Genomic DNA, 20,267 nt, shown 5'->3' on the forward strand with positions numbered 1-20,267 from the left:
ACTTCCGTCGCCCGAGCTAAGTACGCCCGAGGCCGGTGACGGGAAAGTGAACGGACGGCCCAGCGCAGGGGGCGGCTGTCGGAACGGTCGCGCCCCGCGTGGGGCGGTGCGACAGCAGCGGCTACAGTCAATGGTGTACGCGCGATCACAGCGCGGACACGGCCCAATCTCCTTACCAGCCAAGGGAAATCGACGCACGTGGCATCCGACCAGGACAGCGCCGCCGGCTCGCTCTACCGCAAGGTGGCCGCCGACCTGCGCGAAGCGATCACCTCCGGCTCGTTCGGCGACGCCGGCCGACTCCCCGCGGAGGGCGCCCTCGCCGAGCAGTACGGCGTCTCCCGCGGCACCGTCCGGCAGGCCCTCGCCCTGCTGCGCGCCGACGGACTGGTCACCTCCCGCCGCGGCACCCGCCGGGTCGTCCTCGGCAGCGCCCGCGTCCAGTCCTTCTCCGAACTGCTCTCCTTCACCCACTGGGCCCGCTCCATGGGCGAAGAACCCGGCGGCCGACTGGAATCCATCGTCCGCCGCCCCGCCGACGCCGCCGAACGCGAACAACTGCGCCTCGAACCCGGCACCGAGGTCTACGCGATGCTCCGGCTGCGCACCCTCTCCGGCACCCCCGTCATGGTCGAACGCACCGTCTACCCGCCCCGGGTCGGCGAACTCGTCGCCCAACTGCCGCCCGACGCCGTCTCGCACACCGAACCGCTGCGCGAACACGGCATCCTGTTCAGCGACGCCGACCACACCATCGACGTGATCGGCGCCAACGCGGACGACGCCCGGCTGCTCGGCTGCCGGCGGGGCAGCCCGCTGCTGCGCGAGAAGCGGCGGACCACGGACCCCACCGGCACGCCGGTGGAGTGGTCACAGGACCGGTACCTGCCCGGGACGGTGGCGTTCTCCATCCACAACTCGCTCGCGTCCTCGGCGCTTTCGCGGCACGCGCGGGAGAACGACTGAAATTCGGGTGCGTCCGGTCGGCTTCGCGGTGCACCATCCGGGGATGACCGAGATCACCCGCATCAGCCCCGCCGAGCTGCACCCCACCGGCGGCTACGCCCACATCACCGTCGTCGAGGCCGGGCGCACCGCGCACCTGGCCGGGCAGTGCCCGATGGACCGCGAGGACGTGCTGGTCGGCGAGGGCGACCTGTTCGCCCAGATCGACCAGGTGGTGGCCAACTCGCTCGTCGCGCTCGCCGCTGTCGGGGCCGGCCCGGAGCGGGTGGTCCGTTCGGTGATCTACGTGGTGAGCGACCGCAGCGAGGTGCTGGCAGCCGCCTGGGACCACCTGCAGGCCGGTCCGCTGGCCCCCGCGTTCGCCACCGCCAGCACGCTGCTGGGGGTCACCGCGCTCGGCTACACCGGGCAGCTGGTGGAGATCGACCTGACGGCGGCACTGACCGACTGACCGGCGACCTGGTGGCTGTCCGGCTGCCGCGGCGGAGCACGTCGCCGGGGGTGCCGGTCGAGTAGCGCTAGCTCCGGGACAGGACGGTGTCCGTCCAGCGGCGGAGCAGGGTGAGCAGGGTCGACACGCGGCGGACGCCGCCCGGGAAGGCGGGCAGCAGCAGGACGGCGGGCAGGCAGGCCGTGGTCACCAGAACCACGGGCAGCAGGGCCAGGGCCACGACCACTGCGCGCTGGCAGGCGGCCAGCTGTCGGACGACTGCGGTGAACATCAATGCGCCTTTCGCTGCGGGGGGTTGAGGGTTTCTCCTAGTCTTCGACGCAGGTCGAGGGTTGCACCAGGCGCAACGGGTTGCCACTTCCCCGCAACGGCCGGGGAGGGGAGCCCATGACACTCGAACCGCAGGGCGGCGAGCCGGAAGTCGCCGCCTTCACGGCCTTCCTGGGGCAGTTGTTCCAGGCCCTGCGGATCTCGCTCAACTGGTCCGCACCGACCGGCTGTTGGTCGAGGTCAGCGACGACGACCACGAACTCCCGTCCCTGAACGACGACGATCCGTACGCGGACAGCGGCCGCGGCCTGCTGCTGGTCAGCCGGTTCGCCGACCGCTGGGGAACGTCCCGCAAGGCGGTCGGCAAGGTGGTCCGGTTCGAGCTGGCGGCAGGGATCGACCAGGAACGGGAGTGACGGGCAGCACCGGCTCCAGGACGATGCGGGTCGAGGGCGAGCAGGCCGTTGTGCAGTTCTCGGTCGGCTGGTGGCTGGGGCATGACTTTCGGCAGATTCGCCGGTGGGGGCGGTCGCCGTAGGGTCGTGGGCATGCGGATGAGTGGGGCGGCGCTGCCGGTGGGGGCGGCGGGGTGTGTCGGGCTGGGTGTGACGAGCCTGTGGTGGGTGCTGCCGGCGGTCGGGTTGTCGTTTCTGGCGGGGCTGCGGACGGAGCGGGTGCGGCCGGCGGCGGTGGTGTTCGCCGTGCTGGTGGCGGGTGGGGTGCTGGTGGTCGGGGCGGTGCCGTCCTGGATCCTGCTGGGGCTGCGGTTCGTCGTGCTGGCCGTGTGCACCGGGATGGGGCCGTGGTTGTTGGGGCGGTTCTGGCGGCAGTCGCAGGAGTTGGTGCGGGCGGGGTGGGAGCGGGCGGAGCGGCTGGAGCGGGAGCAGCAGTTGGTCGCCGAGCAGGCCCGGTTGCGGGAGCGGGCCCGGATCGCGCAGGACATGCACGACGCCCTCGGGCACGATCTCAGCCTGATCGCGCTGCGCGCCGGGGTGCTCAAGCTCGCCCCCGACCTGGCTCGGCCCCACCGGGAGGCAGTGCAGGAGATCCGGGCGGGTGCGGCCGCCGCCGTCGATCGGCTCGGTGAGGTGATCGGCGTTCTGCGCGCCGGGGAGGAGGGCGACGCGGCCCGCGGACCGGCCGACTCGGACATTCCGCACCTGGTGGCGGAAGCGGCCTCCGCCGGTCTGGACGTCCGTTCGGAGATCACCGGTGGGCCGGACGGGCTTCCGCGGGCCGCCGAGCATGCCGCGTACCGGGTGGTGCAGGAGGCGCTGACCAACGCCGCCAAGCATGCCCCGGGGGCGGCCGTCGTCGTGGAGGTGGCGTACACGGCCGAGGGTGCCCGGCTCAGGGTGGCCAACGGCGGCGCCCCCGGAGTGCCGTCGGCGGCCGGTGGCGGGCGGGGCCTGGTCGGGCTGGCCGAGCGGGTGCGGCTGGCCGGCGGCAGTTTCGCGTACGGGCCGGGGACGGACGGCGGGTTCGAGGTGGTGGCCGAGCTGCCGCGCCGTCCCGCCGGGCCCGTTCCGGCGGGGCCCGCCGCCCCGCCGTCGCCGGTGCGTGAACTGCGGCGGGCCCGGCGCAAGGTCGGCCGGACGCTGGCTGCCGTGGTGCTCGTCCCGCTGGCGACGGCCGTCCTGCTGACCGTGGCGCTGCGGGTGTGGACGCTGTACGTGGTCAGCCTGTCGGTGCTGGACCCGGAGGTGTACGCCACCCTCCAGGTGGGGCAGGATCAGGCCTCGGTCGAGCGGGTGCTGCCCGGCCACCGGTTGCCGTACCGGCCGCCGGGCGGGCCCTCGACGCCCGCGCCGCCGTCCGGGGAGGGCGTTTCGTGCGTCCACTACGCCATCACCGCCCAGCTGTTCGTGGACCGGGCGGGCGATGCGTACCGGCTGTGCTTCCAGGACTCCCGGCTGGTCTCGCGCGACGTGCTCGCCTCCTGACCGCCCGCCACCGTCCCGATCGAAAGACCGACAGGAGCAGACGATGACCACCGCACCGATCCGGGTGCTGCTCGCCGACGACGAGCCGATGATCCGCGCGGGGCTGCGCGCCGTGCTCGCCACCGACCCGGGCATCGAGATCGTCGCCGAGGCCGGGGACGGCCGGGAGGCCGTCGAACTGGTGCGGCGTCACCGGCCGGACGTCGCCGTGCTGGACATCCGGATGCCGGGGACGGACGGCATCGCGGCCGCCGCCGAGATCCGCCGGGGCGGCCTGACCACCGGGCTGCTGATGCTGACCACCTTCGGGGAGGACGATTACATCCTGCGCGCGCTCAGCGGCGGTGCGAACGGCTTCCTGATCAAGTCCGGCGAGCCCGAGGAACTGCTCGCCGGGGTGCACGCGGTGGCGGGCGGGGCGGCCTACCTCTCACCCAAGGTGGCCGCCCGGGTGGTCGCCCACCTGGCCGCCACCGGGGCCGGCGGCCCCGCCGGCCGGCGCGCCGGGGCCCGGGAACAGGTGGCCGCCCTGACCGCCCGGGAACGGGAGGTGCTGACGCTGGTCGCGGCCGGACTGTCCAACGGCCGGATCGCCCGCCGGCTGGGAGTGGTCGAAGGCACCGTGAAGGCCCATGTGAGTTCCATCCTGGCGCGACTGGGGGTGGCCAACCGGGCGGCGGCCGCCGTCCTCGCCCACGAAGCCGGGCTGACCCTCGGCGCGGGCTGCGCGGGCGGTCCACGGGACTGAAGCCGTGCCGGGGGCGGGTGGCGCCGACAGCAGCCACCCGAGGACCGGCACCCCGGTCAGGGCCGACACGGCGCGGGTGACCGCCGGACGCAGCGTGAGCACCACGGCCGCCGTGACGGTGCCGCCGAGCGCGGCACCGGCGAGCACGTCGTGCGGGTAGTGCACCCCGGCCGCCACCCGCAGCGCGGCCGTGGCCCCGCCGACGGGGACGGCGAGCAGCGCCCAGCGCGGGCGCAGCAGCACCAGCCCCGTCGCCAGCGCGACCGCCAGGGTGGCGTGGTTGCTGGGGAACGACCAGTCGCCCGGCGGCGGGCAGTCGGCGACGGCCGTGCCGGGCAGTGCGGCCAGTGCCCGGCAGGGCCGTTCCTCGTCGAGGAACACCTTCAGGACCTCGCTCGCCCCGTAGGCCAGCACCGTGCCGAGCCCGACCAGCGCCACCCCCGCGACCGCCCCGGCGGCCCGGCGGGCCCGGGCCGTCCACCAGCAGAACGTCAGCAGCAGCCCCAGCACCAGCAGCCCGGCCTCGGTGGCCGGCGCCGGCAGCGAGGCCACCGCGTGCGGGGCGTCGCCGACGGCCTCCACCACCCGCCGGTAGCCGTCGGCCGACCACCCGGCCGACACCCGCACCGGCCCCGTCCCGCCGTCCTGCGCCGGTGCCAGCAGGGCCACCACCCCGGCCCCCGCGCCGAGCACGGTCGCGGCGAGGACGGGCCTGGCGGCGGCCCCTGCCCTGGATTTCCTGTGCGTGTACGTCATGGTCCGGACGGTAGGAGTCGGGGACCCTGTTCCGCCCGGCCCGAAAGTCAAGCGGCACCCCTGACGATGGTCGGGGTTGACAGCGCCGCCTCAGCTCATCAATTCCAGGAGCAGCGGCCGGAATTCGGCGAACGCCGGGGTGTTGGCAGCCGCAGGGTCCTTCGCGGCTTCGTCCCAGCGGCGGACGGCGACCGCGTCGGCGGCGGAGGGGTGGGCGGCGAAGGCCTCGGCCTCCTCGGGGGTCATCGGGCCGCCCTGCAGGCCGAGGGTGTGGACGGAGGCGGGGGAGAGCTCGGCGAAGTAGTCGGGTTCGGTGGTGCAGAGGTAGCGCTTGGCCGGGACGTGCAGGCGGACGGGCTCGGTGACGGTGGCGGGGAAACAGCGGGAGAGCCAGCCGGCGGCCGTCTCGCCGTGGCGGTTGTCGGTGCCGGCCATCAACTCCAGGCCGCTGCCGTGGAAGTGGCCGATGTCGTGGAGCAGCGCGGCGGCCACCAGGGCCGGCGGGGCGCCTGCGGTGCGGGCCAACTCGCCTGCCTGGAGCATGTGTTCGGCCATGGTGACGGCCTCGCCGAGGTACTCGCCGGAGCCCTCGCCCGCGAACAGGGCCTCCAGCTCGTCGAGGACGGCGAGGTTGCGGCGCAGCACCGAGAGGGTGGAGGAGAGCGAGTCGAGGTCGGCGTAGCAGCCCTGGAGGTGGCGGCCGCCGGCCCCTTCGAAGGCGGTGCGGGCGTGCAGCAGGCGGGTGTTGTCGAAGATCAGGCAGTCGCCCGGGCCGAGCCGGAACTCGAGCCGGAGCTCGGGGCGGAGGGTGATCGCCGCGAAGCGGCGGTATGCGGCGTAGAAGGCATCGAGCTCCGCGCCGTGGAGCGTGCGCAGGGTGTCGATGGAGCGGTTGTTGAAGCGGATCTCGCGGATCGCGCCGCGCGGGTCGAGCCCGATCATCGGCAGTTCGGCGGCCAGGTCGGCGGTGCGGTCCCGGTAGCGGAACGGCACGGGGGTGCGGGCGAGCAGCGCGAAGGCCTCCGGGTCCTCCTCGCGCAGCAGGGCGGCCGCGCGGAAGCCGTCCACCAGGCCGGAGTCGCCGCCGGCGGCGTCGTTGCGCAGGCAGTGCAGCAGTTGGAGGGTGGGGACGGGGTCGCGGTACGGGTTGTCGGTGTGCGGGGCGATGGCGGCGTCGGTGAACGCGAAGTTCACCGCGTCGGGCTCCACCCGGACGTCGAACAGCTCGCCGTAGTTGGTGTCCCGGACGTACCCGAAACTCCGTGCCACGGCGAGGACTTGGCGCTCCTCGACCGGGACGCCGCGGAGCACCGCGAAGCCGGAGCGGCGGACGGCGGAGAGGACGGCGATCTTCTCCTCCGGGTCGGCCAGGTAGGCCGGCCAGTCGGCCTCGGGCAGGCCGCGGGCGAAGTCGGCGGCCTCCCACAGGCGCTTGCCGTGCTCGGTGCGGTGGTCGCCGTCCTGGTCGGGCGCGTCCCAGCCGGCCGGGTGGAAGGAGCGGTGGCCGTCGGACCACAGTACGCTCAGCCCGCGTTCGTCCTGGGTCGCTTCGGTGGCGGTCAGGCCGTCCGGCAGGTCGCCGATGTGGAACCGCTTCTGCCCGCTGCGGGGGTTGCGGCATTCGGTGCACGGACAGTTGTCGCGCAGCCAGTAAGGGTTGGGGACGGACATGGGAGCAGCCTCCGGTTGTACAGACAACTTCGCGGGGCTGCTCAGCCAAATGCCCGCTTGCGTCCGCCGGTTGCCCGGCCGGTGAACGGTCGGCCACCGGGAGCCGAACCCTGTCCGTGCCGTGGGCCGGCGTGCAGGCCATGACCCTCGACCTGGTCCGCGACCTGCCCAGTGCTCTCCGAGACGCTGTTCGACGACAGCGCATACGTGGGCGGGGGAGAGGTCGATCCGAACCGACTGACCGGCTGGACGGAACTGCCGCACGTCCACGCCCGGCGTGGACACCCGGTTCTTCGCCCGGCCGGACGCCCTGCTGATGCTCCAGGAGGGCGCCTGGCTGGCCGTCCGGGCCTTGGACGAGGAAGCGCTGGACGCGGTGTGCGAGGCGCTTCCGTCCTTCGAAGTCTGACGAGGCGTCAGATCGCCTGATCCCAGGCCTCGGTGGCCGCCGCCACCGCCGCCGCGGCGGAGACGTTGGTGGCCTGGGCGAGGGCTTCGAGGGCGGCGATGACCGTTTCGGGGGTGGCGGCCGGGCCGTAGTGGTTGAGGCGGAGCATGGTGGTGGCGAGCGGGCCGCCGCCGGCCTGGAGGGGCAACTGCGGGGCGTGCCGGCGGAGTTCGGCGGCGAGGTCGGTGGCGTTGAGGCCGTCGGCGGTGCGCAGGGTGGTGGCGACCGGGGCGGCGTGCTCGGCGAGGCGGACGAAGGGGGTGAGGGTGCCGAGGGCGATGGCGCCCGCGCGGGTGGCGGCGGCTGCGGCGCGGTGGCGGGCGATCACCGCGTCGAGGGTCTCGGCGGCGATCGCGTCCAGGCACTCCTCCAGCGCGAGCATCTCCAACTGGGCGGGGGCGTGCGGCAGTTGGGTGCGGCCGGCGTCGGTCCAGCGGGCCTTCCAGTCGAGCAGCGAGAGGTAGGAGCGGCGGGGCGCGGCCGGGTTGGCCTCGATCCGCTGCCAGGCCCGCTCGCTGACCGAGACGGCCGAGACGCCGGCCGGGCCGCCCATCGCCTTCTGGCCGCCGATCACGCACAGGTCGATGCCCCAGGCGTCGGTCAGCAGCGGCTCGGCGGCCACCGAGGCCACCGCGTCCAGCATCAGCAGCGCGCCGTGCTCGCGCACCACGGCGGCGATCTCGGCGACCGGGTTGGTGTTGCCGGTAGCGGCCTCGGCGTGCACCAGGGAGACGAAGTCGATCTCCGGGTCGGCGCGCAGCGCTTCCGCGACCTGCTCGGCGGTGACGGCGGCGTCGAACGGCGCGGCCAGGTCGATCACCTTGGCGCCCGCGTCGCGCAGCCAGCCGCCGAAGGTCTGGCCGTACGGGCCGGTGATCACGTTCAGCGCGGTCGAACCCGGGTGCGCCGCGCCCTTGATCGCCGCCTCCAGGGGCAGCAGCGCCTCGCCCTGGGTGACGATCACATCGGCCTCGGTGTGCAGCAGCGCCGCCACCTTGTCCTCGATCGCGGCGAACCGGTCGGCGGTCATCGGGGGAAGGTCGAGCAGCATGCGGGCAGGCCTTTCGGGCAACGGAGGGGTTCGCCGTGGCGGCACGAGGACCGCCGTGGCGGCACCGGGGCCGCCGTCGAACAGTGTGCCGCAGATCGCCCGGTGCCCCCGCACCGGTGCCGAGTACAGTGCCAGGCATGACAGACGGTGGGGTGCTGCACATCAAGGGCCGGGTACTGGTCGGGCCGGAGGACGTCCGGGACGAACTCTGGGCGGTGGACGGCCGGGTGACCTTCGAGCGGCCCGCGGCCGAACCCGCCGCCACCCTCACCGGCTGGGCGCTGCCCGGCCTGGTGGACGCCCACTGCCACGTCGGCCTGGACGCGCACGGCGCCGTCGACCGGGCCACCAGCGAGAAGCAGGCCCTCACCGACCGGGACGCCGGCACCCTGCTGATCCGCGACGCCGGTTCCGCCGCCGACACCCGGTGGATCGACGACCGCGCCGACCTGCCGAAGATCATCCGGGCTGGGCGGCACATCGCCCGCACCCGCCGCTACATCCGCAACTACGCGCACGAGATCGAGCCCGGCGACCTCGCCGCGTACGTCGCCGCCGAGGCCCGGCGCGGCGACGGCTGGGTCAAGCTGGTCGGCGACTGGATCGACCGCGGCGCCGGCGACCTCGCCGCCTGCTGGCCCGGCGACGCGCTCACCGAGGCGATCGCCGCCGCGCACGCCGAGGGCGCCCGCGTCACCGCGCACTGCTTCGCCACCGAATCGCTGCCCGACCTGCTGGCCGCCGGCATCGACTGCGTCGAGCACGCCACCGGCCTCACCGAGGAACTGATCCCCGCCTTCGCCGAACGCGGCGTGGCGATCGTCCCGACCCTGGTCAACATCGCCACCTTCCCGACCCTCGCGGACGGCGGCGAGAGCAAGTTCCCGCAGTGGTCCGCGCACATGCGCCGCCTGCACGAGAACCGCTACGCGACCGTCGCGGCCGCCCACGACGCCGGCATCCCGATCTACGTGGGCACCGACGCGGGCGGCTCGCTCGCCCACGGCCTGGTCGGCGAGGAGGCCCTGGAGCTGACCAGGGCCGGGCTCAGCCCCACCGAGGCCCTCGCCGCCGCCACCTGGTCCGCCCGCGAGTGGCTCGGCCGCCCCGGCCTCACCGAGGGCGCCCCCGCCGACCTGGTGGTCTACGACGCCGACCCGCGCGCGGACCTGCGGGTACTGGGCGCGCCGCGGCACATCGTGCTCAACGGTGCAAGGGTGTGAGTGGAGCGGACGACGGACGAGCATGCCCTCGCCCGTCGGCGTCGCGGTGGCGCGGCAGCTCCGGGTGCCGTTCCACTTCGCCGGCCCCGACGAACCCGACGACGAGGCCCCGCGGTGGGTGCGTCCGACCTCGTGAACTGGCGTTGTCGGTGCGGCCGATAGGCTTTCGCCATGGCTGCTCGACCCTTGCACGAAATCGTTGAATCCGGCTGGGCCCAGGCCCTCGCGCCGGTCGCCCCGCAGGTCGCCGCGATGGGGGACTTCCTGCGCGGCGAACTCGCCGCCGGCCGCACCTACTTGCCGCCGGGTCCGCAGGTGTTGCGGGCGTTCCAGCAGCCGTTCGCGGACGTTCGGGTGCTGATCGTCGGTCAGGATCCGTACCCGACGCCGGGGCACGCCGTCGGCCTGAGCTTCTCGGTCGCGCCGGAGGTGCGTCCGATACCGCCGAGCCTGGTCAACATCTACCAGGAGTACAGCAACGACCTCGGCTTCCCGCCGCCGTCCAACGGCGACCTGACGCCGTGGGCGAACCAGGGCGTCCTGCTGCTCAACCGGGCGCTGACCACCCAGACCCGCAAGACCAACGGCCACCGAGGCAAGGGCTGGGAGGCCGTCACCGAGCAGGCCATCAAGGCCCTCGCCGGCCGCGGCGGCCCGCTGGTGGCGATCCTCTGGGGCCGCGACGCCCGCGAACTGCGGCCGTGGCTCGGCCAGGTGCCCAGCATCGAATCGCCGCACCCCAGCCCGTACTCCGCGTCCAGCGGCTTCTTCGGCTCCCGCCCGTTCAGCCGCGCCAACGACCTGCTGGTGCGCCAGGGCGGGCAGCCCGTGGACTGGCGGCTGCCGTAACGCTGAAGGGCTCCCCGTGTTCGGGAGAATTCAGCTGAGACCGTGGTGCGGTGTCGGTAGTCCGGGGCCCGGCCGCCGTATCCGCGCAGGCGAGGCGTACGCCCGGCCCAGCGATCATGCCCCGGGACGCCGGGGTGTGCGAAGTCGATGATCTGCCCGGGTGCGCCCATGGGGAACACCGCCTGGATGGGGCGCGCGTCGCGTCCCGGGGCGGCACGCCGTCGGCCCGGGGCGCCTGCGTCCCGTCGGTGTCCGGCTGGCTCGGTCGTCACCGCGGGTGTAGGTGTGGGGTATGGCGCGGTTCGGTACCTGGCGAGCCGCCCTGTCGCGTGGCGGAGAGGCGGCTGCAGAACCGCAGTCGTCAGGTTCTGCAACTGATCGGGGCGGCTCCGGCCGGCGACGGCGCGCGGCGTTTCTCGTCCCGCGCAGCCTCGCGGGCCGGGTGTTCGTGATGCAGCTGGTGGTGGTGCTGCTGCTGGTCGTGACCGCCCTGGCGGAGCTGCTGGTCCAGGCACACGACGACATCAACGAAAGGGCCCGGAGCCGGGCGATGGCCGTCGCGCAGACCTTCGCCAACTCGGCCGGGGTGGTGCCCGCACTGGCCACCAGCAACCCGTCGGCGATCCTCGAGCCCAAGGCCCTGGCAGCATCGCAAGCCTTGGGCGACACGGGCATCCAGGTCATCGACGCGCAGTACGTCCGCGTGACCGACCGCTACCCGTACCGGGTCGGAACGAAGCTGGAGCCCAACATCCTGCCCACCCTGTCCCGCGACCATCCGAACTTCGCAATCGTGCACACCAGCGCCGGTGGGAAGCAGATGGTTGCCCGGGTCCCGGTCTACGACAACGGCCGGTTCGTCGGATGGGTGGCCGCGAGCACCCACATCAGCGACATCAACGGCGTCGTCGGCATGCGCGTGCGCGTCCTCAGCATTGGGGCTGCCGGTGCGCTGGCAGTGTCGGTGCTGGGGACGGCCCTGATCAGCCGGAGGCTCAGTCGGCAGACCCGGGGCCTGGGGCCGGCTGAGATGACCCGGATGTACGAGCACCACGACGCTGTGCTGCACGCGGTGCGCGAGGGCGTCGTGATCGTCGACGGCGAGGGCCGGGTGGTGCTCGCCAACGACGAGGCGCGGCGCCTGCTGGATCTGCCGCCCGACTGCGAGGGCCGCTTGGTGCGGGAGCTGGGTCTGGAGCCGCCGACGGCGGACCTGCTGGCCGGTGGCACCACGGTCAGCGACGAGGTGGTGGCAGCCGGAGAGCGGCTGCTGGCGGTGAACATTCGGCCGACCGGCCAGGTTGACGGCCCGCCCGGCAGCGTGGCCACCCTGCGTGACACCACGGAACTGCGCAGCCTGTCGGGACGGGCGGAGCAGGCACGCGGTCGCCTGCGCCTGGTGCACGACGCCAGCACCGCCATCGGGACAACCTTGGACGTGACCCGCACCGCCGAGGAGCTCACCGAGGCAGTCGTGCCCCGGTTCGCCGACTTCGTCACCGTCGACCTGGCCCCCGGAGTCGTAGCGGGCGAAGAGCCCACCGAGCGGGACTGCCGTGAGGTGGTCCGCGTTGCGCTCGGCGGCATCCGCGACGACGCCCCCTTCTTCCCGCTCGGCCGCACCATCGCCTTCGGCCGGGCCACTCCCCAGGGCTGGAGCCTGGGCACCGGACGCTCCAGGCTCGCACCCCGTCTCACCGACGACGCCGCGTGGCAGGAACAGGACCCGCCCGCCGCCCGCGCCCTGCTGGACTACGGCGTGCACTCGATGATCGCGGCCCCGCTGCTGGCCCGCGGCATCATGCTCGGGGTGGCCGAGTTCTGGCGCGCCGACACCACGGCACCCTTCGAGGAGGACGACCGCTCCGTTGCCGAGGATCTCACCGCGCACGCCGCCCTGTGCATCGACAACGCCCGCCGGTACACCCGCGAGCACACCCTCGCCGCCACCCTCCAACGCCGCCTGCTGCCCGGCGAATTGCTGCCGCAAGCCGCCCTGGAGGTCGCCCACCGCTACCAGCCCGCCCAGGAAGGAGCCGGCGGCGACTGGTACGACGTGATCCCACTGCCCGGCACCCGGGCCGCCCTCGTCGTCGGTGACGTCGTCGGACACGGCATCCACGCCGCCGCGACCATGGGCCGCCTGCGCACCGCCGTCCACAACTTCTCCGCTCTCGACATCCCCCCGGACGAACTCCTCGGCCACCTCGACGAACTCGTCCAGCGCATCGACCGGGAAACCACCGACACAGAGGACACCATCACCGGCGCCACCTGCCTGTACGCCATCTACGACCCCACCGCCGGTCACTGCACGCTGGCCACCGCCGGCCATCCGCCGCCCGTCGTCGTCCACCCCGACGGCAGCGCCTACTACCCGGACATCCCCCAGGGGCATCCGCTCGGCCTGACCGCTCTGCCTTACGAGACCGCCCGGATCGACCTGCCGCCGGGCAGCCTCCTGGTCCTCTACACCGACGGACTCGTCGAGAGCCGCGAGCAGGGCATCGAGGGCGGCCTCCAGCTGCTGCGCGAGAGCGTGGCCCGCCCGCACCGCACCCCGGAAGAGACCTGCATCGCCATCCTGCGCCGCCTGCCGCCCGCCCACCAGAATGACGACGTCACCCTCCTGGTCGCCCGCACCCGCACCCTCAGCCCCGGCAACATCGCCGAGTGGGACGTCCCCCAGGACCCCGCCGCTGTCGGCCACGTGCGCGCGGCGGTCAACGACCAACTCGACGCCTGGGGCATCGAGGACGAAGCCTTCGCCACCGAACTCATCCTCAGCGAACTCGTCACCAATGCCGTCCGCTACGGCGCCCCACCCATCCACGTGCGCCTGATCCGCGACGCCGCCCTCGTCTGCGAGGTCTCCGACGGCACCAGCACCGCACCCCACCTGCGCTACGCCGCCACCACCGACGAGGGCGGACGCGGACTCTTCCTCGTCGCCCAACTCGCCGACCGATGGGGCACCCGGTACACCGAAACCGGCAAGATCATCTGGAGTGAACAAGCACTTGACCAGCTATGAAGCCGTTGTCCGGGTGGGAAGCTGTGCGGCGCCCGCGGCACAAGGGTGGCCCGGGTTCGGGGCCCGGGCCGGTGGGGTCAGTGCTGGGCGACCTGGAAGCAGGCGACGTCGTACTGGGACGGGGCGCCCGCGTTGTTGTAGGCCGCGCCGCCGGTGCCGCCGTTCGTGCTGCCGAAGCCGGGCTCGTTGAAGACCGAGCCGGGTGAGGTACCGGAGTGTCCGGGGGCCCCGGCGCCGGTGCCGGGGGTCTCGAAGCTCTGGCAGGACTGGTTCGGGGGCCCGGTCCCGCTCGGATTGGCGGCCGCCATCGCGGTGGCCGCACCGCCGAGGCAGAGCAGGCCGGTGAGGAGCCCTGTCGCCACGATGCGCAGCATCTCTCCTCCTTCGGTGAAACGCTCACGTGAAACCGGACGGCTTCACGTCCCCCCACCCGTGAGTACGTACCGCGGCGGTCAAGTGTTCACCGCCGGTGCGGCCCGTCAAGGGTGCCCGTGGCGGGTCACCATGTGTCGGTGGTGCCGAGGGTGACGGTGGCGCCGCTGTCGGTGCCGGTCAGGTGCACGCACACCTCGTAGGCGTCCAGCAGGGAGCCGTGGGTCCGGCAGGCCGTCCAGCCGCCCTGCCCGTTCGGGGTCAGCGGCCAGCCGGTGGCCGTGAGGTGGCCGCGGACCTGGTCGAGGACCTGGGCGGGGTGCTGGCCGGAGGTGCCGCCCACGAGCAGGTCGTGTTCGCAGAAGTCCGCGGATCCGGTGCCGCAGCCGGAGCGTTCGGAGGTGATCAGGAGCCCGGCCGGCAGCGGGGCCATCTCCGATGCGGCCGGGATCTCGGCGGGCCGCCCGTTGTCGCGCAGGAACGAGCCGAACAGCCAGGTCGCCGCCCCGATCAGCAGCGCGCAGCCCACCATCCACGCGGCCGCGAACCCCCGGCGGTCGCCGCTCTCGCCCTTGTGCACGGGCCACACCAGGGCCAGACCCACCAGCGGCACCACGGCCAGGACGGATCCGGCGCCCACCAGGCTCGTCCAACGCACCTGCTGGGGCAGCCGGTTCAGCATTCCGGCCGCCGCGACCAGCGTCGCCGCCGCGAGCACCGCCGCGATCACCGGCCGGACCCGCCCCTTCGGCGCCGCGAGCAGCCAACAGCCGAGCGGCGCCGCCAACATGATCGTCCCCACCGTCATGGTGTTCACTCTGCCCGCCTCCCGCACCGGTGGGAAGGCTCCGATGCGTGCCGGAATCTCTTCGGAAACGGTCAGTCCAGATCGTCAACCTCACTCGAAGGAGTGAACTGACGCTCCGTGTTGCTGGGGTGACGCACGGTTCGAGAAGACTGGCGGCAGTCGAGAGCGCGAGCCCCCTTTCCGTGCCGGTGTGCCGGGTGAGGTTGTGGGTGCGCTCTGTCGTTCACCATGTGTGGGGGTTCCTGTCATGTCTGTTCTGCGCACGGTCGCCGTGTCCGCCCTGGCCGTCTCCGCGCTCGCGGTCGCGCTGCCGCTGCCGGCCCACGCCGCCGACGCGGGTGCGCCCGCGAAGCCCGGGAAGGCGAGTGCGGTGACGGCCGAACTCGCCCTGAACGTCACGCTGTTGAACGCGGTGAAGGTGCCCGTCGAGGTGGCGCTGAACAAGGTGGAGTCGCCGGCCCAGCGGGACGGGGCGATGCTCACCGCGACCGTCGACGGGGTGGACAACGGGAAGCCGGTGAACCTGGTGAAGGCGCAGGTCGGCAAGTCCGTGACCAAGGCGGACGACAAGCTGGCCACCGCCTCGGTGCAGCTGGTCGGCGCGGACGTGCACGTCCCCGGTCTGCCGCTGACCACGCTGCTCGGGCTGGAGGCGATGAGCACCGAGGTCAGCTGCCCCGTGGACGGGCAGCCGACCGCCAAGGTGACCGCCCCGGTGAAGCTGACGGTGCTCGGGAAGTCGGTGACGGTGGGCCTCAACTCGCCCACCCACGTGGACGTTCCGGCGATCGGCTCGGTGGACGTCGAGTTCTCGAAGAAGACCGTCACCAGCAGCACCGCCGCCGCCTCCGCGCTGGAGGTCCAGGTGTCGATCAACCCGCTGAACCTGAACGTCGCCAAGGTGGACGGCAAGGTGACGGTCGCCGCGGTGTCCTGCGAGAAGCCGGTGGCGGCCGTCGCGCCCGCCGCCGCCACGTCCGGCGCGCCGAGCCCGTCCGGCTCCGCGCCCGGAACGGCGCAGAACCGCACGGCGCCGAAGGAGTCCGGCGAGGAGCTGGCGTTCACCGGTTCGACCGGCACCACCGCGATGGCCGCCGGCGGCTTCACCCTGCTGGTGGCCGGCGGGGCCGCCGTGTGGATGACCCGCCGCCGGCGCGCCGCGCACGCCCGTCACCGCTGAACCCGGGCCTCGGGCCCGTGGTGTGCTCACCCTCCGGGGCGGACCCTCCCCGAGGGTGAGCACACCGCTGCGGACCGTTGGTTCACATGGGCGTTACATAGGAGGAACAACCGGGAAACGGCGGTTTGCGAGGCTACCCAGGCACCCACCACCCGAGCAGTTCCGAGCAGTGAGGTTCACCGCGATGGCAATCAAGGCCGAGTACATCTGGATCGACGGCACCAAGCCGACCGCGAAGCTGCGCTCCAAGACTCGGGTCCTGCCGAACGCGGACAAGATCCCCACCTGGGGCTTCGACGGCTCCTCCACCAACCAGGCCGAGGGCCACGCCTCGGACCGCGTCCTCGACCCGGTGCGCGTCGTCAAGGACCCGATCCGCGGTGGCGAGCACATCCTGGTGCTGTGCGAGGTGCTGGAGACCAACGGCACCGCCCACGAGTCCAACAACCGCGCCCTGCTGCGCGAGGTCGCCGAGCGTTACGCCGACCAGGAGTCGATCTTCGGCATCGAGCAGGAGTACACCTTCTTCAAGGGCTCCCGCCCGCTCGGTTTCCCGGAGGGCGGCTACCCGGCCCCGCAGGGCGGCTACTACTGCGGCGTGGGTGCCGAGGAGGTCTTCGGCCGCGAGATCGTCGAGCTGCACCTCGACCGCTGCATCGACGCCGGCCTGGCGATCTGCGGCATCAACGCCGAGGTCATGCCCGGCCAGTGGGAGTTCCAGATCGGCCCGGTCGACGCGCTGACCGTCTCGGACGACCTGTGGATCGCCCGCTACCTGCTGTACCGCACCGCCGAGGAGTTCGGCATCGACGCCACCCTGGACGCCAAGCCGGCCCGTGGCGACTGGAACGGCGCGGGTGCCCACACCAACTTCTCCACCAAGGCGATGCGCGAGGGCTACGACGCCATCATCACCGCCTGCGAGTCGCTCGGCGCCTCCCAGGAGAAGGTGCTGGAGCACGTCAACCAGTACGGTGACGACATCCAGTCCCGCCTGACCGGCAAGCACGAGACCGCCCCGTGGAACGTCTACTCGTACGGCGTCTCCAACCGCGGCGCCTCGGTCCGCATCCCGTGGCAGGTCGAGGTGGAGCAGAAGGGCTACATCGAGGACCGTCGCCCGAACGCGAACATCGACCCGTACGTGGTCACCCGCCTGCTGATCAACACCTGCTGCGAGGCCCTGGAGAAGGCCGGCCAGGTCTGATCCGCCACGCGTGACGGCGCCCGCCGAACCCCAGCTCGGGGGGATCGGCGGGCGCTGTCGTGTTGCTCGGCGCTACATCCTGACGAAACCGTGGGTGCGGCCGACCGGCACGAAACCGCGGCGGGCGTACCAGTGCTGCGGCCAGTCCTCGGCGTCCGCGACCAGGAAACGCAGGCCGTCCGGGGACTGCTCGGCGGCCAGGTGCAGGGCGGTGGTCAGCACCCGGTCCGCGAGGCCGCGGCGCTGCCGGTGCTCCGCCGTCGCCAGGTCCTCGATCTGTGCGGTGCCCGACGCGTCCTGGTACAGGTCCACCCAGGAGCCGAACTCGCCGTCCTCGTCCCGCGCCGCCAGGATCAGCACCCGGCCCGCGCCGGCCTTGCGGGCCGTGCGCCGCGACACCAGCTGCTCGATCGCGTCGTCCGGGGCCCACGGCAGCCAGCTGCGCCACTGCCGGTCCAGCATCGGCGCCAGGTCGGCAAGTTCGACCTGGTCCGCGCCGCCGGGAGCGGGCACCGGCCCCTGGTGGACCATCACCACCTCGACCTCGTGCCGGTACCCGGCCGCGACCAGGCCCGGGGACAGTGCCTGCGCGGACGCGTCGTCGAACACCGCGATCCGCCGGTGCCCCAGATGCCCGAGCGCCTCCTCGGCCAGCCCCGCCACGTCCACCCCGCTCGGCGGGGCGTCCAGGATCAGCTGGTTGTGCTCGTGCGAATGCCGGTACCTCTCGCTCAACACCGCGAACCCGCCCGGCAGTTCGACCACCTCGTCGGCCTGCCTGCGGGCGAACCCGCGACGGAACTCCAGTGCTGTCCGCAGACTCTCCTCGCCCACCATCCGGCCATCGTAGGCCGGACCGGTGGCTCCGGCCGAAGGGATATTCGGCTTGAGTCTCCCGTGGGGGGAGACCGCACAGTGGGGTCATGGACGGCGAGGAGCTCGTGACGATCGGGGCGTTGGCGCGGCGGACCGGGCTGACGGTCAAGACCATCAGGTTCTACTCGGACACCGGGCTGGTGCCGTCCACGGACCGCAGCCCGGCCGGGTACCGGCGGTACGGGGCACGGGCCGTGGCGCGGCTGGAACTGGTGCGCACCCTGCGCGAATTGGGGCTCGACCTGGGCACGATCCGCCGGGTGCTGGACCGGGAGACCGCGGTCGGCGAGGTGGCGCGGGCCCACGCGGACGCCCTGGACGTGCAGATCCGCGCCCTGCGGCTGCGCCGGGCGGTGCTCCACGCGGTCGCCGAACAGGGAAGCGAAGGAGAGGAGATCGCGTTGATGCACCGACTGGCGAGGCTGTCCGACGAGGAACGCCGCCGAATGATCGAGGAGTTCGTCGACGACACCTTCGGCGCGGTGGACGCCAACCCCGAACTGGTGGAACTGCTCCGGACGACAGTGCCGGAACTTCCGGAGGAGCCGAGCGCCACGCAGCTGACCGCGTGGGCGGAGCTCGCCGAGCTGACCCGGGACGGGGAGTTCCGCGCCTCGCTGCGGCGGATGGCCACCTACCAGGCGGCGGAACGCGCCGCCGGCGACACCACGGGACTGCACCACGAGCTGACCGAGCAGGTCCGGGAGGCCGTCGGCGGCGCGCTCTCGGCCGGCCTCGAACCGGGCTCGGCGCAGGCCGCGCAGGTGGTGGCCGGGCTCACGGCCCGCTACGCGGAGGTGTTCGGACGGCCGGACGACGCCGCGCTGCGGGACTGGCTGCTGACCAGGCTGGAGGTGGCGGGCGACCCCCGGGCGGAGCGCTACTGGGAACTGCTCGCCCGGATCAACGGCCGGCCGGTGCCGCCGTCGCTGGCCCCGGTGTTCGGCTGGCTCACGGCGGCACTGACGGCCTGACGGCCGGCCGGGGCGGGTGGTCGGCCGGCCAGGTGGTCGGGTCGGACGGCCGGGTGGTCGGTGCTGCGCGCAGCGGCCTGGCGGTGCGACGGCTTGCCCGGCGCAGGACGGCGCTGCGCGCGGGGGTCTGACGGGGCGCCGGGTCACTACGCTGGAGGTATGGCCGACACCACGCCCCCCGACCCGTCCGGCGACTTCACCCCGCAGGAGGTGGCTCGTGGGCGGGCGCTGCGGCGGGCGCAGTTGCCGTGGGCGCTCGGCGGTCAGCTCGCCTCGCTGGCGCTGTCGGCCGTGCTCGGGTTCACGGCGGCCGGGGCGGGGCTGGTGACGGCGGTCGGCGGCTGGTTCGGGGGCAGTTGGGCGGCCGAGGTGCTGGGCGGGAGCGCGGCGCTGGTGCTGCTCGGGCGGGCCGTGACGCTGCCGTTCTCGGCCAAGGTCCGGACGGCCCGGGCCCGGTTCGGCCTGGTCACCCAGGGCTGGAAGGGCTGGGCGGTGGACGCGGCGCGCGGCACGGCGGTGACCCTGGCGCTGTTCCTGCCGCTGACGCTCGGCCTGTACGCGCTGATCGGGCACTCGCCGACGGGCTGGTGGGTGCCGGGCGCGCTGGCGGCGGCGCTGCTGACGGTCGCGATGTCGTTCCTGCACCCGCTGGTGTTCGAGCCGCTGTTCAACCGTTTCTCCTCGATGCCGGAGGGCGAACTGCGCACCGCACTCCTGGAGTTGGCCCGCCGCGACGGCATCGCGGTGCGCGACGTGCTGGTCGCCGACGCGTCCCGCCGCACCACCGCGCTGAACGCGTACGTGTCCGGCTTCGGCCCGACCCGGCGGATCGTGGTCTACGACACCCTGCTGGAGACCGCCGACCCCCGCGAGATCGAACTCGTCGCCGCGCACGAACTCGGCCACGTCAAGCACCGCGACGTCGCCACCGGCACCGTCCTGGGCGCGCTCGGCGCGGCCGTCGTGGTGCCGGTCCTGGCCGCGCTCCTCGCCTGGCAGCCACTGCTGGACGCGGCGGGCGCCGCAAACCCGCAGGACCCGCGCTCCCTGCCGCTGCTCGCGGCCCTCGCCGCCCTGCTTGGCGCCGCCAGCGTCCCCGCCCAGTGCGCGGTCAGCCGCCGGATCGAGACCCGCGCCGACCGGCACGCCCTCGAACTCACCGGCGACACCGACCAGTTCATCGCCATGCAACGCCGCCTCGCAGTCGCCAACGTCTCCGACCCCAACCCCCCACGCGCCCTCGAACTCCTCCTCGCCACCCACCCCAGCGCCACCCGCCGCATCGCCGCCGCCCGCAACTGGCGGGCCGCGCGGGCCTCCTGACCCAAAGCGGGGCCCGCTGAGATGACGGCCCGCGAGAAGGAGAATCGCCTGACAGGGCGGCTCCGGACATTGGATGCTGGTGGTCACGTCAACTCCGAGCGCAGGAATGCGCAAGCT

The 20,267-nt window shown here is 73.4% G+C and carries 20 protein-coding genes and 1 pseudogene; 14 read left to right on the forward strand and 7 right to left on the reverse strand.

Annotated features, from left to right (window positions below; genetic code table 11):
* The first annotated feature begins 198 nt into the window (after positions 1–198).
* Both ACZ6R9_RS22705 and ACZ6R9_RS22710 read left to right on the forward strand, forming a co-directional pair.
* The gene (locus tag ACZ6R9_RS22705; RefSeq protein WP_380485948.1) at positions 199–966 is read left to right on the forward strand and encodes a GntR family transcriptional regulator; all 768 of its coding nucleotides are present in this window, start codon (positions 199–201) and stop codon (positions 964–966) included.
* A 43-nt stretch (positions 967–1,009) separates the two neighbouring features.
* Complete coding sequence (locus ACZ6R9_RS22710; protein ID WP_465539926.1) at positions 1,010–1,417, forward strand: RidA family protein; 408 nt, start codon at positions 1,010–1,012, stop codon at positions 1,415–1,417.
* A gap of 67 nt (positions 1,418–1,484) precedes the next feature.
* Here the strand turns inward: ACZ6R9_RS22710 and ACZ6R9_RS22715 are convergent, their stop codons facing one another.
* The gene (locus tag ACZ6R9_RS22715; RefSeq protein WP_465539927.1) at positions 1,485–1,688 is read right to left on the reverse strand and encodes a hypothetical protein; all 204 of its coding nucleotides are present in this window, start codon (positions 1,686–1,688) and stop codon (positions 1,485–1,487) included.
* Between the two features lie 229 nt (positions 1,689–1,917).
* On the opposite strand from ACZ6R9_RS22715, the gene ACZ6R9_RS22720 reads away from it, so the two are divergent.
* The 3 genes from ACZ6R9_RS22720 (at position 1,918) to ACZ6R9_RS22730 (ending at position 4,378) form a co-directional block, all read left to right on the forward strand.
* Positions 1,918–2,103, forward strand: a complete 186-nt coding sequence (locus ACZ6R9_RS22720) for an ATP-binding protein (protein ID WP_380485953.1) — start codon at positions 1,918–1,920, stop codon at positions 2,101–2,103.
* Positions 2,104–2,235: 132 nt separating this feature from the next.
* Positions 2,236–3,630, forward strand: coding sequence for a sensor histidine kinase (locus ACZ6R9_RS22725; protein WP_465539930.1), 1,395 nt, complete (start codon positions 2,236–2,238; stop codon positions 3,628–3,630).
* Positions 3,631–3,673: 43 nt separating this feature from the next.
* A complete protein-coding gene (locus ACZ6R9_RS22730; protein ID WP_380485957.1) occupies positions 3,674–4,378 on the forward strand; it encodes a response regulator in 705 nt (234 codons plus the stop codon).
* Between the two features lie 153 nt (positions 4,379–4,531).
* Here ACZ6R9_RS22730 and ACZ6R9_RS22735 read toward each other — a convergent pair.
* Positions 4,532–4,816, reverse strand: a pseudogene (locus tag ACZ6R9_RS22735) (phosphatase PAP2 family protein); the annotation flags it as partial.
* On the opposite strand from ACZ6R9_RS22735, the gene ACZ6R9_RS22740 reads away from it, so the two are divergent.
* Positions 4,794–4,973, forward strand: coding sequence for a hypothetical protein (locus ACZ6R9_RS22740; RefSeq protein ID WP_465540075.1), 180 nt, complete (start codon positions 4,794–4,796; stop codon positions 4,971–4,973). The pseudogene ACZ6R9_RS22735 and the gene ACZ6R9_RS22740 overlap by 23 nt on opposite strands.
* Before the next feature lie 251 nt (positions 4,974–5,224).
* Here ACZ6R9_RS22740 and tmpA read toward each other — a convergent pair whose 3' ends face one another.
* Complete coding sequence (tmpA, locus tag ACZ6R9_RS22745; protein WP_380485959.1) at positions 5,225–6,805, reverse strand: 2-trimethylaminoethylphosphonate dioxygenase; 1,581 nt, start codon at positions 6,803–6,805, stop codon at positions 5,225–5,227.
* Between the two features lie 277 nt (positions 6,806–7,082).
* On the opposite strand from tmpA, the gene ACZ6R9_RS22750 reads away from it, so the two are divergent.
* Positions 7,083–7,214 (forward strand): hypothetical protein, encoded by a 132-nt coding sequence (locus tag ACZ6R9_RS22750; RefSeq protein ID WP_380485960.1) that lies wholly within the window; start codon positions 7,083–7,085, stop codon positions 7,212–7,214.
* A 7-nt stretch (positions 7,215–7,221) separates the two neighbouring features.
* On the opposite strand, the gene ACZ6R9_RS22755 is transcribed toward ACZ6R9_RS22750, so the two are convergent.
* Positions 7,222–8,304, reverse strand: a complete 1,083-nt coding sequence (locus tag ACZ6R9_RS22755) for a pyridoxal-phosphate-dependent aminotransferase family protein (RefSeq protein ID WP_465539933.1) — start codon at positions 8,302–8,304, stop codon at positions 7,222–7,224.
* Between the two features lie 137 nt (positions 8,305–8,441).
* Between ACZ6R9_RS22755 and ACZ6R9_RS22760 the strand changes: the two genes are divergently transcribed.
* From ACZ6R9_RS22760 to ACZ6R9_RS22770, 3 genes are all read left to right on the forward strand, one after another.
* Positions 8,442–9,527, forward strand: a complete 1,086-nt coding sequence (locus ACZ6R9_RS22760) for an amidohydrolase family protein (RefSeq protein ID WP_465539935.1) — start codon at positions 8,442–8,444, stop codon at positions 9,525–9,527.
* 171 nt (positions 9,528–9,698) lie between these two features.
* Positions 9,699–10,376: a uracil-DNA glycosylase gene (locus ACZ6R9_RS22765; protein WP_380485968.1), complete on the forward strand. Its 678-nt coding sequence runs from the start codon at positions 9,699–9,701 to the stop codon at positions 10,374–10,376.
* 451 nt (positions 10,377–10,827) lie between these two features.
* Complete coding sequence (locus tag ACZ6R9_RS22770) at positions 10,828–13,410, forward strand: SpoIIE family protein phosphatase (protein WP_465540070.1); 2,583 nt, start codon at positions 10,828–10,830, stop codon at positions 13,408–13,410.
* Between the two features lie 77 nt (positions 13,411–13,487).
* Here the strand turns inward: ACZ6R9_RS22770 and ACZ6R9_RS22775 are convergent, their stop codons facing one another.
* Together ACZ6R9_RS22775 and ACZ6R9_RS22780 are read right to left on the reverse strand one after the other, a co-directional pair.
* Entirely contained in the window at positions 13,488–13,784 is a 297-nt protein-coding gene (locus tag ACZ6R9_RS22775; RefSeq protein WP_380485970.1) for a hypothetical protein, read from the reverse strand.
* A 125-nt stretch (positions 13,785–13,909) separates the two neighbouring features.
* Positions 13,910–14,590 (reverse strand): hypothetical protein, encoded by a 681-nt coding sequence (locus ACZ6R9_RS22780; protein ID WP_465539938.1) that lies wholly within the window; start codon positions 14,588–14,590, stop codon positions 13,910–13,912.
* A 247-nt stretch (positions 14,591–14,837) separates the two neighbouring features.
* On the opposite strand from ACZ6R9_RS22780, the gene ACZ6R9_RS22785 reads away from it, so the two are divergent.
* Together ACZ6R9_RS22785 and glnII are read left to right on the forward strand one after the other, a co-directional pair.
* The gene (locus ACZ6R9_RS22785) at positions 14,838–15,770 is read left to right on the forward strand and encodes an SCO1860 family LAETG-anchored protein (RefSeq protein WP_465539940.1); all 933 of its coding nucleotides are present in this window, start codon (positions 14,838–14,840) and stop codon (positions 15,768–15,770) included.
* 184 nt (positions 15,771–15,954) lie between these two features.
* Positions 15,955–16,977, forward strand: coding sequence for a glutamine synthetase GlnII (glnII, locus tag ACZ6R9_RS22790; protein ID WP_380485976.1), 1,023 nt, complete (start codon positions 15,955–15,957; stop codon positions 16,975–16,977).
* Positions 16,978–17,049: 72 nt separating this feature from the next.
* Here glnII and ACZ6R9_RS22795 read toward each other — a convergent pair whose 3' ends face one another.
* Entirely contained in the window at positions 17,050–17,814 is a 765-nt protein-coding gene (locus ACZ6R9_RS22795; RefSeq protein WP_465539942.1) for a GNAT family N-acetyltransferase, read from the reverse strand.
* A gap of 86 nt (positions 17,815–17,900) precedes the next feature.
* Here ACZ6R9_RS22795 and ACZ6R9_RS22800 point away from each other — a divergent pair, with 86 nt between their 5' ends.
* Positions 17,901–18,827 (forward strand): helix-turn-helix domain-containing protein, encoded by a 927-nt coding sequence (locus ACZ6R9_RS22800; RefSeq protein WP_465539944.1) that lies wholly within the window; start codon positions 17,901–17,903, stop codon positions 18,825–18,827.
* A 159-nt stretch (positions 18,828–18,986) separates the two neighbouring features.
* A complete protein-coding gene (locus ACZ6R9_RS22805) occupies positions 18,987–20,150 on the forward strand; it encodes a M48 family metallopeptidase (protein ID WP_465539945.1) in 1,164 nt (387 codons plus the stop codon).
* Positions 20,151–20,267: the final 117 nt, after the last annotated feature.

This window comes from Kitasatospora sp. NPDC048662 (assembly GCF_055587065.1).

Excerpts from the sequence above, each read along its gene's own strand:
- glnII (WP_380485976.1), top strand. The coding sequence starts at position 15,955 with ATGGCAATCAAGGCCGAGTACATCTGGATCGACGGCACCAAGCCGACC.
- ACZ6R9_RS22710 (WP_465539926.1), top strand. The coding sequence starts at position 1,010 with ATGACCGAGATCACCCGCATCAGCCCCGCCGAGCTGCACCCCACCGGC.
- ACZ6R9_RS22760 (WP_465539935.1), top strand. The coding sequence starts at position 8,442 with ATGACAGACGGTGGGGTGCTGCACATCAAGGGCCGGGTACTGGTCGGG.
- ACZ6R9_RS22780 (WP_465539938.1), bottom strand. The coding sequence starts at position 14,590 with ATGACGGTGGGGACGATCATGTTGGCGGCGCCGCTCGGCTGTTGGCTG.
- ACZ6R9_RS22785 (WP_465539940.1), top strand. The coding sequence starts at position 14,838 with ATGTCTGTTCTGCGCACGGTCGCCGTGTCCGCCCTGGCCGTCTCCGCG.
- ACZ6R9_RS22765 (WP_380485968.1), top strand. The coding sequence starts at position 9,699 with ATGGCTGCTCGACCCTTGCACGAAATCGTTGAATCCGGCTGGGCCCAG.
- tmpA (WP_380485959.1), bottom strand. The coding sequence starts at position 6,805 with ATGTCCGTCCCCAACCCTTACTGGCTGCGCGACAACTGTCCGTGCACC.
- ACZ6R9_RS22755 (WP_465539933.1), bottom strand. The coding sequence starts at position 8,304 with ATGCTGCTCGACCTTCCCCCGATGACCGCCGACCGGTTCGCCGCGATC.
- ACZ6R9_RS22715 (WP_465539927.1), bottom strand. The coding sequence starts at position 1,688 with ATGTTCACCGCAGTCGTCCGACAGCTGGCCGCCTGCCAGCGCGCAGTG.
- ACZ6R9_RS22725 (WP_465539930.1), top strand. The coding sequence starts at position 2,236 with ATGCGGATGAGTGGGGCGGCGCTGCCGGTGGGGGCGGCGGGGTGTGTC.
- ACZ6R9_RS22805 (WP_465539945.1), top strand. The coding sequence starts at position 18,987 with ATGGCCGACACCACGCCCCCCGACCCGTCCGGCGACTTCACCCCGCAG.
- ACZ6R9_RS22795 (WP_465539942.1), bottom strand. The coding sequence starts at position 17,814 with ATGGTGGGCGAGGAGAGTCTGCGGACAGCACTGGAGTTCCGTCGCGGG.
- ACZ6R9_RS22770 (WP_465540070.1), top strand. The coding sequence starts at position 10,828 with ATGCAGCTGGTGGTGGTGCTGCTGCTGGTCGTGACCGCCCTGGCGGAG.
- ACZ6R9_RS22800 (WP_465539944.1), top strand. The coding sequence starts at position 17,901 with ATGGACGGCGAGGAGCTCGTGACGATCGGGGCGTTGGCGCGGCGGACC.
- ACZ6R9_RS22775 (WP_380485970.1), bottom strand. The coding sequence starts at position 13,784 with ATGCTGCGCATCGTGGCGACAGGGCTCCTCACCGGCCTGCTCTGCCTC.
- ACZ6R9_RS22730 (WP_380485957.1), top strand. The coding sequence starts at position 3,674 with ATGACCACCGCACCGATCCGGGTGCTGCTCGCCGACGACGAGCCGATG.